Origin of the sequence: Enterococcus sp. LX10 (assembly GCF_023539285.1) — a bacterium.
GTDB lineage: Bacteria > Bacillota > Bacilli > Lactobacillales > Enterococcaceae > Enterococcus > Enterococcus faecalis.
Window position 1 is genome coordinate 889,510 of record NZ_CP092784.1, and the last position, 12,507, is coordinate 902,016.

General features: G+C 37.1%; 7 protein-coding genes. All 7 read left to right on the forward strand.

Annotated features, from left to right (window positions below):
* Window positions 1-61: 61 nt before the first annotated feature.
* The 7 genes from MKZ30_RS04315 to MKZ30_RS04345 all read left to right on the forward strand — a co-directional run bounded on the left by MKZ30_RS04315 (window position 62) and on the right by MKZ30_RS04345 (window position 12,497).
* A complete protein-coding gene (locus MKZ30_RS04315) occupies window positions 62-3,724 on the forward strand; it encodes a DUF1542 domain-containing protein (protein ID WP_249958791.1) in 3,663 nt (1,220 codons plus the stop codon).
* Between the two features lie 212 nt (window positions 3,725-3,936).
* Window positions 3,937-4,875, forward strand: a complete 939-nt coding sequence (locus MKZ30_RS04320) for a metallophosphoesterase family protein (RefSeq protein ID WP_249958792.1) — start codon at window positions 3,937-3,939, stop codon at window positions 4,873-4,875.
* Between the two features lie 955 nt (window positions 4,876-5,830).
* The gene (locus tag MKZ30_RS04325) at window positions 5,831-6,181 is read left to right on the forward strand and encodes a CsbD family protein (protein WP_242696142.1); all 351 of its coding nucleotides are present in this window, start codon (window positions 5,831-5,833) and stop codon (window positions 6,179-6,181) included.
* Between the two features lie 871 nt (window positions 6,182-7,052).
* A complete protein-coding gene (locus tag MKZ30_RS04330) occupies window positions 7,053-8,558 on the forward strand; it encodes a PTS fructose transporter subunit IIC (RefSeq protein ID WP_202563136.1) in 1,506 nt (501 codons plus the stop codon).
* Window positions 8,559-8,573: 15 nt separating this feature from the next.
* Window positions 8,574-9,026, forward strand: coding sequence for a PTS sugar transporter subunit IIA (locus tag MKZ30_RS04335; protein ID WP_202563138.1), 453 nt, complete (start codon window positions 8,574-8,576; stop codon window positions 9,024-9,026).
* 48 nt (window positions 9,027-9,074) lie between these two features.
* A complete protein-coding gene (locus tag MKZ30_RS04340) occupies window positions 9,075-11,690 on the forward strand; it encodes a glycoside hydrolase family 38 N-terminal domain-containing protein (protein ID WP_249958793.1) in 2,616 nt (871 codons plus the stop codon).
* Window positions 11,691-11,705: 15 nt separating this feature from the next.
* Window positions 11,706-12,497, forward strand: coding sequence for a MurR/RpiR family transcriptional regulator (locus tag MKZ30_RS04345; RefSeq protein WP_202563140.1), 792 nt, complete (start codon window positions 11,706-11,708; stop codon window positions 12,495-12,497).
* Window positions 12,498-12,507: the final 10 nt, after the last annotated feature.

Consider the following 12,507-nt stretch of genomic DNA (forward strand, 5'->3'; position numbering starts at 1 on the left):
ATAGTCAGGGAAATAAAAAAAAGAATGTATAATATACAAAAAATTTTAGGAGGAGGAACAAATGAATTACAAATTTTCAAAGAACATTGCCAAAGGGTTGCTTATGTCGTCGCTAATATTAGGAGGTGCAACTGCTACTATCTCTGGAATAGACTTTTTAGGCTTGGGTGCAGAAAAAGCTTATGCTGTTGATATTAATGCGGTAAAACAATTGGACACAAAGGCGGGAGTAGATAAAGATCCAACTGGACGTTTTGAAGGAGAAAATGTATTAACAATTACAGGTATGGCTACTTCTTTTGCTAAAGTTCAAGCAGTAGGTAGTGAGGATGTCATTTTTGATATTGATCCAGAGTTGTTATCCAAGCTTGGTGGTTGGGCGAATATTAGAGAGAAAGGAGCTGTTGGTGCATATACTTACACAAATATTTTGGGTGTAGGTGGAATAGGTATTCCTTATTGGACATCTTTTAATGATAAAGATATTACTTTTGGTCCAGATGGATACCCGAATAGAGCTACTTTTAAGCATACAGTAGTAGCAAAAGTATCGATTCAAACGCCTGATTACTATTATTTAACGATTGATTTAGATAGATTAGGCTTAGTAGACTTGCCAAAAGCTGAAAAAGGTTTTTATAATATGAACTTTGGAGTAGTTGACACGTTAGGTAATGCTACAGTAGTTGAATTAGGTTCTAAAAATGCCAAGTTGTTTACCGATGATGAAACAACCGCAGAATTAAAAGAGACATTAAATAAACAAATTACTGACATGAAAAAGAAAGCATCAGAAGGTCAATATACAGATGATTCATTAGTAAGTTTAAATAAGGCAATTTCAGATACCGAATCTTTACTATCTACACCGTCCTTTAACAAGAACAAAGCGAAACAACAAGTAAAAGCAAATGATGATGCACTTAACCAATTAAAGTTAAAACCGGATGCTAATGAAGAATCAGTAAAATTTGATGAAGCTAACAAAGCTTTAAATGAAATATTACTCGATCCATCTGATCCTTCAAAAGGATATAAAGATGGCGTAACCAGTGAGCGAATTGAACAGGTAAAAGCAAAAATTGAAGCTTTAGAAGAAGGACCAGGTAAAGACTTATTAAAAGATAAAGTTGGACGAGCAGAGAATTCACCTTTAGTCAGTGCAAAAAATAAGGGGATTGAACAAATCAATCATTCTTCTTTAAGCCCAGAAGACAAGAGTAGTGCTATTGAAAAAATTAAAAATGCCGAAACTCCTCAAGAAGTAAGAGATGTTGTGAATGAGGCATTACGCCCTCTCTTGGAAGCTGATAAGCAAAAATTAAAAGAGAATATTGAACAGTCAAAATTGTCACCTGAGATTAAAGAATATTTAAAATCAGAGGTAGATAAAGCTAACGATGGTGACGAGTTAACAAGGGTAAAAAATATTTTTGATAAACTAAAAAATGAAGAAAATCCATCAACAGACTTAGAACAAGCGAAGAAAGACGCGAAAGCGGCAATCGATCAAGCCGCTACTAAGGCGAAGGAAGCAATTGATGGCAGCACAGAGCTTACGCCTGCACAAAAAGCTGAACAAAAAGCAGCAGTTGATCAAGCAGCAGAACAAGCAAAAGCAACAATTGATCAAGCTACAGATCCAGCAAAAGTAGAAGCAGCGAAAGAAGCGGGAGTAAAAGCAACAGAAGAAGCAGGAAAAGTGACACCATCAACAGACTTAGAACAAGCGAAGAAAGACGCGAAAGCGGCAATCGATCAAGCCGCTACTAAGGCGAAGGAAGCAATTGATGGCAGCACAGAGCTTACGCCTGCACAAAAAGCTGAGCAAAAAGCAGTAGTTGATCAAGCAGCAGAACAAGCAAAAGCAACAATTGATCAAGCTACAGATCCAGCAAAAGTAGAAGCAGCGAAAGAAGCGGGAGTAAAAGCAACAGAAGAAGCAGGAAAAGTGACACCATCAACAGACTTAGAACAAGCGAAGAAAGACGCGAAAGCGGCAATCGATCAAGCCGCTACTAAGGCGAAGGAAGCAATTGATGGCAGCACAGAGCTTACGCCTGCACAAAAAGCTGAGCAAAAAGCAGTAGTTGATCAAGCAGCAGAACAAGCAAAAGCAACAATTGATCAAGCTACAGATCCAGCAAAAGTAGAAGCAGCGAAAGAAGCGGGAGTAAAAGCAACAGAAGAAGCAGGAAAAGTGACACCATCAACAGACTTAGAACAAGCGAAGAAAGACGCGAAAGCGGCAATCGATCAAGCCGCTACTAAGGCGAAGGAAGCAATTGATGGCAGCACAGAGCTTACGCCTGCACAAAAAGCTGAGCAAAAAGCAGTAGTTGATCAAGCAGCAGAACAAGCAAAAGCAACAATTGATCAAGCTACAGATCCAGCAAAAGTAGAAGCAGCGAAAGAAGCGGGAGTAAAAGCAACAGAAGAAGCAGGAAAAGTGACACCGTCAACAGACTTAGAACAAGCGAAGAAAGATGCGAAAGCGGCAATCGATCAAGCCGCTACTAAGGCGAAGGAAGCAATTGATGGCAGCACAGAGCTTACGCCTGCACAAAAAGCTGAGCAAAAAGCAGTAGTTGATCAAGCAGCAGAGCAAGCAAAAGCAACAATTGATCAAGCTACAGATCCAGCAAAAGTAGAAGCAGCGAAAGAAGCGGGAGTAAAAGCAACAGAAGAAGCAGGGAAAGTGACACCATCAACAGACTTAGAACAAGCGAAGAAAGACGCAGAAGCGAAACGAGCAGAAGCAGAACAAGCGAAGAAAGACGCAGAAGCGAAACGAGCAGAAGCAGAGCAAGCGAAGAAAGACGCAGAAGCGAAACGAGCAGAAGCAGAACAAGCGAAGAAAGACGCAGAAGCGAAACGAGCAGAAGCAGAGCAAGCGAAGAAAGACGCAGAAGCGAAACGAGCAGAAGCAGAGCAAGCGAAGAAAGACGCAGAAGCTGAAACGGACCCAGTAAAAAAAGCTGAGTTAGAAAAAGAAGTAGTAGAGAAAGAAGCAGCAGCTAAAGCAGCGGAAACAAAAGCCGATGAATTAGAAGCAGCAGCTAAAGCGGCGGAAACAAAAGCCGATGAATTAGAAGCAGCAGCTAAAGCAGCGGAAACAAAAGCCGATGAATTAGAAGCAACAGCTAAAGCAGCGGAAACAAAAGCCGATGAATTAGAAGCAGCGGCAAAAGCAGCAGAAACAAAAGCCGATGAATTAGAAGCAGCAGCTAAAGCAGCGGAAACAAAAGCCGATGAATTAGAAGCAGCAGCTAAAGCAGCGGAAACAAAAGCCGATGAATTAGAAGCAGCAGCTAAAGCAGCGGAAACAAAAGCCGATGAATTAGAAGCGGCGGCAAAAGCAGCAGAAAAATTGGTTAAAGATTTAATAGAAAAAGCAAATACAGACACAAATACAGACACAAATACAGACACAAATACAGACACAAATACAGACACAAATACAGACACAAATACAGAAAATAGTAAAAGAAAACCAAATGAAATTCGAGAAAAATTATTAAAAGAAAATTATAACAGTGGTAATAAGAATCCGTCTAATAAGGAATCTATTCCGCGCTATGATGGAGAAAAAGACTTTGGTAATAAGAAAAATAAATTGCCTCACACGGGAGAAAGTAATACGATTTTACTTTCATTATTGGGAGGACTGTTAGTTTTTGGTACACTTCTTATGAAGCTGTTTGGGTTTAAACCTAAGTCTTAACAAATTAATTTCAAAAGGAATGTCAAAAATAACTCAGATGAGAAACGCCAGGTGGAAAAGGGAAAATGAATTTTAAATAAAAAAATAATTACTTCGGGGACTGTAGTGACTAAAAAAGAGGAATCCTTTAAACTAAGGGTTCCTCTTTTCTCATAACCCATCTCGATTTCAATTATACGTTTGAGCAGCTACAACAATCGATCGACCACTGATTGATTGTCTCTTTGCTTTGTAAGTTACCAGATAAATTGCCAGTCGTTTTCCGCCGACTGGCTAATGTTATTAGTGATTCGCATGTTGGAAAGTCAGAAACAGACGTTCCCAGTATATATTGGAAAGAAAGTCTTGAAGATATCAGAAAAAACTTTTTAGACAGTAAAGTATTATTGCATCTAGGAGATTTTACAAATAATGGAAGTGAAGCAGAGTATAATACATTTTACAAAATACTTGAACAAAACTTACCAAACCATATTATTCCTATGCTAGCGCTAGGAAACCATGATGCTCGCTGGTTAGAAGGTCCTGATTCAAGCGCTTTACACAAAGTATATAAAGAGAGATACCTCAAATATAATGAGAAATATATGGGGAGTCGAGAAAATGAGGAACAATTGTATTTTGATCATTGGGTAGACGGCTATCATTTTATTGTTTTAAACACCGAAATGGATTTAAAAGACAATGCTCATTTATCAAAAAAGCAACTACAATGGTTTTCTGAAAAAGTGAAAGAAAATGCTGAGACAAAAAAACCGATTTTTGTTTCAATTCACCAAACCTTCAAAGGAACAGCTGATCAAATTGATCAGGATGTTATCTATGATGAAAAGCAATACCCAGCAAATGCAACAGAAGAAGAGAAAACATTTAATCACGAAGAAGCGTTAAAAGACATTTTAAGAGAATACCCACAAACGGTTATATTCACAGGACATGTACACAATGGTCTGGATTTAGTGAAAGCTTATAAAACAGATTATGGGTATGTTGTTGATGTTCCTTGTCCTTGGTATACAAGTTATGGGGAAGTACATGTCGATGGAGTTGGATATCAAGTAGTTGTAGAAGATAATCATGTAACGATTAATGTACGGGATCACATCAATAAGAAATTTTTAGAATCATATCAAATGAGTTTCGATGTCTAATTTTGAGGATTTGTAAATATTTTAAAATTAGAATTAGCGAATTAGCAACTAATTCAGCTACTAAAATTATGGTAGATAGTGATAAAGATGAAAAAGAAAAATATAAAAGTTATATTAAGCGTCTCAACGACTTGGGATATGATGTAGAATTTGAAATAAAGAATCTTAGTGAATAATTATCAGCTAACATTTTAATCCTCTAACGTAAATAAATGTAAAGGGCAAGTCAACATTGTAGTGCGGCCCCAAAGTTAGATTTTTGGTCTAACTTTTGGGGGTGGACTACACATAGATTGCTCTTTACATTTTTTTAAATTCAACAAATTATTTAAGAGATTAGGAAAATTCCTAGGTCAGAAACTTTTAAATTTTTGACCTGTTTTCTGTAACTTTTAGAGTTCAATTGCCTAATTTTGATATATAAATAGTACATTTTGGACTAATAAAAGTAGAAACCACAATTATTTTATGATCTGGTTGTTTCTCTTGGGACTATCCCCATATCCAGAAGTTTTTAACAAAAAATAGTCAGCCTACCACTGTCTGAATAACTGATATGATAGAGACAATCGTTTATCAACAGTTATTTTAGAAAGAGAGAAAATTTATTTCAGATATAAAATTCCCAAGAAAGTAGAATAATTATACCATTTAGTAATTATTTTGGAAATAATATATATTTTTAGCAAAGTAATTTATTGAAAGAAGTGAGTAGGAATACACATTAAGAAAAAGCTAAAACGATTGTAACCTGATGGTACCATTGCAATAAATTCGTTATCAAGCGATTTAGGTGAATAGAGTGATGAAATGTAGCACAATAATCAAGGAAATAAAACTAGTGGCTTTAGGATTTAACATAGTCGAATTGCCTCACTCTTTGAAATGTATAATACAAGTGTTTTACTTCAATTTCTGGTAGAATAAAGGCATCTTAAATATGGAGGGAATATCTATGAAAAAAAGTGGAATTATCGTTGGTTTTTTAGCTACAGCTTTTGGTTTAGCTGTCGTTAATAAAATGCAGAAGATGAATACTAATAAAGATTCTGTTAAAGGAAAAGCAAAAGAAGTCGCTGGAAAAGTGATAGGAAATGAACAAATGCAGGCAGAAGGAACTTTGGATCAAGTTATCGGAGCTTCTAAAGAAGTTTTAGAGGATTTAAAACAATCTATATCAGGTATTGCAGGAACAGGCACTTCTGAGAAGGTATCTGGGAAAACAAAGGAAGTCGTAGAAAATGTGACTGATGACTACAAACAAAGAGCAGAAGATATTGCTAGTGATGAAAAATTAGACAGATAAATTAAAAAAAAGAATAAGTCTCATGTAGTACGCCCCCAAAGTTAGATCAAAAAGTCTAACTTTGGGGGCGTATTTAAATTGGGCAAAATATAATTATGCATTCACGAAAAAGGTAAAGGAAATTGTTTTGACAATTCTCGTATAGGAAATTTCTTCGATTTACTAAAATAAGAAACCTATTGTAGTATTATTTATTCTAGTTTTAAGCAATTAAGAAATGGTTTGACTATTATAAATACAATAGAGTCAAGATACCACCAGAGTGTAGGCCCGTTCAATTTCGTGAACGGTTCGTATTATAAAAGTACTGCCCAGCTTTCTCTGGCAATATTCAGTCTAATTTTTGGGTTTCACTACATCAAGCTTGTTACTTTTTCTTAGTTTTTTGAAAGTAAGGTAGTCAGCGATTAGAATTTATCATATCATTGACTAAGCGATATGAGGGATATAACTGTTTAAGCAGGAAAAAACATGCAATGACGCTTTATTAGATAATTGATATGGAGAGCGGTATATATTTAAGGAAAAAGATAAAAAAATACCATATAAGGATTATTTATTCTAACCAAATAAAAACAATCACTATGTAAGTAGCTTTGTTATTTGTATCAATTATCATTTTTAGCTTTCTGAGTAGTTAAATTCATTTGATAAACACTACTTATAGGTCTATAAAAAGAATAGTATGTGTATTTAAATTAAAATCTTGAGTATATTTCTGCTAAATAACAGGATTGCAATAAGCTTTGAAAAAAGTATCGAAACTATGCTTTTTCTTGAAACCAAAAACAAAATGACGAGGTAAACTAGATTTACCAACAAATAGATTGTAAACTAAAATTGTAAGCGTTTTATAAAAAGGAGGGATTGTATGAAAAAAATTATTGCGGTAACAGCATGTGCAACTGGAATTGCGCATACGTATATGGCAGCAGAGTCATTAGAACGTGCGGCTGGAAAATTAGGATATCAGATGAAAGTGGAAACCAATGGCGCAATTGGAGCAGAAAATGTTTTAACTGATGAAGATATTGAAGCGGCTGATTTAGTAATTATTGCTTCAGATATTAAGATAGACCCAATTCGCTTTTCTGGAAAACCATTATATGTAACGAAATCCATTCCTGCGATTGAAGATGCAGAAGGTCTAATCACGACTGCTTTTTCAGAAGCTGAAGTATTTGGGAAGAAAGGATCCAAAGTTGGAAAAATCCAAATAGGAAATGACAAAGAAAAAACAACGATATTTACCCATTTAATGAGTGGAATTTCCTATATGATTCCTATGGTTATTGCAGCAGGACTTATTCTTTTAATTGCTAATTTATATGCATTTCAAAAAGACGATTTAGGTCGTATCGTTAAATGGGGATTTGATACAGATACTCAGTTAGGATTCTTGATGTCAAAACTTTTTTATGTCGGTCAAGTCGGTTTCAAATTAATGATTCCATTATTTGCAGGGTTCGTTGCAAATTCAATTGCGGATAAACCAGCAATTGCACCAGCTATGATTGGTGCATATTTAGCGAACGATCCAGAATTCTTAGGAGCTAATGCAGGTGGCGGGTTTATTGGTGCGATCATTGTTGCGTTTGTTGTCGGCTATATGGTTAAGGGCTTGAAAAAAATAAAATGGCCCAAATTATTGCAACCAATTGTACCTATTATGATTATTCCATTTATTGCAACCGCGGTGATTTCATTAATCGTTCTATACATTATTGGTTCACCAATTGCCAATGGCATGGATGCTATGTATAACGGTTTAACTGCTTTGAATAATAATTATGCTGGAGCGCCTGTCATTATTGGAGCTGTTTGTGGCGCGATGATTGGTTTTGACTTAGGTGGGCCAGTTAATAAAACCGCGTTGGTGTTTGGCACCGCCATATTCACCGATACGTTAGCAAAATATGGGGTGGAAGGCACAAATTTTGTTCCTCAAACAGCGACGCAAGCGGCTATTTCAGTGGCGCCTTTAGGCGTTTGGTTAGCAACTATAATATTTAAAAAGAAATTTTCAAAAGATGAAAAAGTAGCGGCAAGTGCAGCATTTGGTATGGGAATTGTTGGTGTGACAGAAGGAGCGATTCCTTTTGTAGCGGCTGATCCAGTTCGAATGATTTTTGCTAATGTAGTTGGTTCAGCGGTCGCTGGTGGCATGGCGGCTGCGACGGGTTGTAAATTCTTTGGAGGCATTGGTTCACCTTTAGGCACCTTTATTGGCTATGTCGAGCAGCCAATCCCATTTATTACATGGATATTCTCCGTTTCGGCAGGGATTTTGACTACGGCCATTCTAATTGGTGTTATGCGTAAAGATCACAGAGAGTTAACGGAAGAAATTTTGGAACAACAAACGACGGAGATGTAATCGGAGGAAACCACGATGAATGCAGAAGTATTTAATCAACAACATATTTTATTTGATGAAACAGCAACCACGCAAGAAGAGGCATTTCGAGTGATTGCCGAATTTGCTCACGAAATGGGTTTTGTAACTAATGCACAAGCGTATTTTGAAGGATTAAAAGAACGAGAGGCAAAAGCAACAACAGGTTTTAAGGACCAATTGGCGATTCCTCATAGTAAGAATCCAGCGGTGTTAAAGCCAGGCATGTTTTTGGTTAAATTTGCCCACAAAATTCCTTGGCAAGCGTTGGATGGTCAGCCGGTAAAGGTTGCCTTTGCCTTAACGATTCCAGAAGAAGGAGCAACCGAACATCTGAAATTACTAAGTTTAATTGCGCGCAAGTTAATCGATCAAACATTTAGAGAAGGAATTTTAACAGAAACAGAGCCAAAAAAATTAGCCACAATTGTAAATCAAATTGATTTTTAACGATCGATAAATGAGGCGGACGAAAAAATAGTAGAGGGATGTTTGGCAATGAAAAAAAAGGTACATGTTATTCATCATACCCATTGGGATTTTGAGTGGTATTTTACCAACAACGAATCATTTGTGCAATTAGTCTACCATTTAGATGAAGTAATAAATGCATTGGAAACTAATCAAATTGATTACTACTTACTAGATGGACAAATGAGCATTTTAGATGAATATTTACAGAGTTTTCCAGAGCAAAAGCCACGATTGAACAAATTAGTTCAAAGCCGAAGGTTACAGATTGGCCCATGGTATACACAGACAGATGAGCTCATCGTTTCAGGAGAATCGATTATTCGCAATTTGAATTTAGGAATTGAATTAGCGGATGATTTAGGGGGATATATGGCAGTTGGCTATTTGCCGGATTCTTTTGGTCAAAGTCAGGACATGCCGAAAATTTATAATGGTTTTGGGATTCATCGGGCTGTTTTTTGGCGAGGCTTATCGGAGGAACAGTTAGCGGATCGAGAATTTAATTGGGTGAGTCAGGATGGATCCACTGTTCGGGTGTCCAATATTAAAAATGGCTACTTTGTTGGTGTAGGTCTGATCTGTGAGGAAAACTATCAAGAATTGATGACAGAGATTGAGGCAGGTGCTACCAGTGAGCAGCTAGTTTTGCCAGTAGGTGGGGATCAGCGATATGTCGATCGGAACTTGCGTGAACGAATTGCGTTATACAATCAACATTTGCCGGAGTATGAACTAGTAGAAAGCACCTACGATGACTTTTTTGATGCATTGAATGAGCAGAAGTTACAAACAATTTCAGGAGAGTTTATAGCTAGTTCAGTGTCAAAAATCCATCGATCAATATATTCGTCTCGCTATGACCACAAATATATGAATGACCGATTGGAACGGCGAATGATTTATCAAGTCGAACCGCTAATGGTTATGGCAGAAAAAGTCGGCATTCCCTATAAAAAAGGTGTATTGGATCGAATTTGGAAATTATTGACTAAAAACCAAGCCCACGACAGTGCCGGTGGTTGTAACAGTGATCGAACCAACCAGATTATTTCAGAGCGGTATACAGAAGCCGAGCAACTCTCTGCTTCCTTGGTGGACTATCTAACGAGAAAAATAGCGGAATCTCGCACGGAAGTACAAGAAAATGAAATAACCGTGTATAACCCGTTGCCTTGGGCTATGAAGCAAGTAATAACCGTTGAGGTTTCCGTAAAAAGTCCTAGCGTTACTATTCTGGAAAATAGCTCAGAAATTCAGATAGAGCAGTGTAAGACCATTAAAGAATATAGTGGTTCGATTCGTAGAAATCTCGAAGAACAAGACGAAACGAAGTTTTACTACATCCATACATTATTAGTTGAAGTAAATGTACCTGCGTTTAGCTTTAAAACATATCAATTGATAGAGCAGGCAACAGAAACTGCTGTAGTGCCGAAGGTGAAGGATACCAGTTCTCAGATTGAGAATAGCTATTATCAAGTGAAAATGAAGAATGGGAAAATTCAATTACTGGTGAAAGAACAGCAACTATGGTTAGAGGATATCTTTCAAATTGAAGACAGTGGGGATGAAGGCGATACATATGATTATTCCCCACCTTATGAGGATTTCACGACGTTACATGATTTTCGTGAAGCTAAAGTACATGTGATTCGACACCACTTGGAAGAGAGACTACAGCTCTCTGGTGTCTGGCTGGTGGCACAAAATTTAGAGGAACGAAAACAAAAATGTGTAACGAAAGAAATTGCATATACTTTATGTATCATCCTAAAAAAAGCGTCTCGACAGGTTCAGTGTCAGCTGACTATTGATAATCAAGCGATAGATCATCGAATGCGAGTGCATATTCAGACACCGTTTGCGAACCGATATTCTTACGCCGATACACCATTTGGCGTCGCTAAACGGGCAGTAGTAGAACCTCACTTGGTTGATTGGCGGGAGTTAGGTTGGAAAGAAGAACCAACTACGATTTTCCCGATGCTTCACTATGTCAACGCACACAATACAACGGGGAGTTTGACGGTATTTACGAAAGGAATTAAAGAATATCAGTTTGTCGGACAGGAATTTCGCCAAATAGCACTTACGCTGTTTCGATCAGTGGGATATCTGGGCAGACCGGACTTATTAAGACGTCCGGGAATTGCCTCTGGGAATGAATTTAAGTACATTCCCACGCCAGACAGCCAATTACAGCAATCGCTGGTATTCAAGTTTGCGTTACAGTGGGATAGTGAATATCAACCAGCACAAATTGAGAAGAGCTATTTAGATTATGCGGTCTCATTACCGTATTATCAAATTCAAGAGCTGAACCGTTTTACGAATCCATTAAAATATTTTGTTTCTAATCCTTTGCCGAAACCAGCCGTCCAAACCTTGGGTATGGCCTTAATCAGTCAAGAATTAGTCTTTCGTTCGTTGAGAAAATCTACGACATTGACAGGGTTTGATTTACGAGTATTTAACCCTAAGAATGTTCAGGTGCCGGGCGGTATGTTAACCTTTAATCAACAAGTAGCATATGAGTGGGTTAATTTAAAGGGAATCCCAACAACATCAAGAAAAGTAGGAAATCAAATCAATTTAGGCATATTTGCTCCTGGTGAAATTAGAACCATTCACATTATTTAGCAAAGGGTGAAGAACATGCAAGAAGATATTTTTCTGTTGATTGAATCATACAGAATGGAAATGACGTATGTTGAGCAGTTAATCGCGGATTATTTTTTAGCGAAGAAACAGCCGATTACGATTGATAAATTGTCGAAACACTTAGCGGTCTCAAAAGCATCAATTACCCGCTTTTGTAAGAAAATTGATTTAAACAATTACAAAGAACTGATTTTTCTCTACAAGTTATCGTTAGACAAAACAAAAAAAGAACTGTCGGTTTCCTCTGTGGTTACAGCCGCTTATCACTCGTTGGCGACACGAAGCGAGAATATTTATGTGGAACAAAAAATCGACAAATTTTGTGAATATATCCATCAGCACAAAATGATTCATTTTTACGGAAAAGGCTTCAACTCTTTTGCCGGTTTAGATTTTCAATTTAAGTTTTCACGTTTGGGGAAATATATTCGAATTAGTTCTGATGAGAATTCTATTTCAATGGCATCAAAATTTGCAGAATCTGATGAGCTCATTGTTGTGTCCAGCCTTAGAGGACAAGACGAAAAAATGCGCCAAGCTATGCGGGAAGCCAAGAAAAAATCCTTGTCGGTTTTATTAGTCACGTCTAATCAACAATCCGAACTGCTGCCATTCGCTGATGTAACCTTGTTTACAGCAATATTAACCAGAGAAGAAGCGTTAGGGAACATTTCGCCACAGATTCCCATTCTTATTCAATTAGACATGGTTTATGAACGTTATATTCATTTGTACGCGGATTCTGTGAAAAAGTGGATTGAGTCAGAACGAATTTTACATCAATAACCATTACGTA

Coding starts and splice junctions, on each gene's coding strand:
- MKZ30_RS04330 (WP_202563136.1), top strand. CDS start 7,053: ATGAAAAAAATTATTGCGGTAACAGCATGTGCAACTGGAATTGCGCAT.
- MKZ30_RS04315 (WP_249958791.1), top strand. CDS start 62: ATGAATTACAAATTTTCAAAGAACATTGCCAAAGGGTTGCTTATGTCG.
- MKZ30_RS04335 (WP_202563138.1), top strand. CDS start 8,574: ATGAATGCAGAAGTATTTAATCAACAACATATTTTATTTGATGAAACA.
- MKZ30_RS04340 (WP_249958793.1), top strand. CDS start 9,075: ATGAAAAAAAAGGTACATGTTATTCATCATACCCATTGGGATTTTGAG.
- MKZ30_RS04325 (WP_242696142.1), top strand. CDS start 5,831: ATGAAAAAAAGTGGAATTATCGTTGGTTTTTTAGCTACAGCTTTTGGT.
- MKZ30_RS04345 (WP_202563140.1), top strand. CDS start 11,706: ATGCAAGAAGATATTTTTCTGTTGATTGAATCATACAGAATGGAAATG.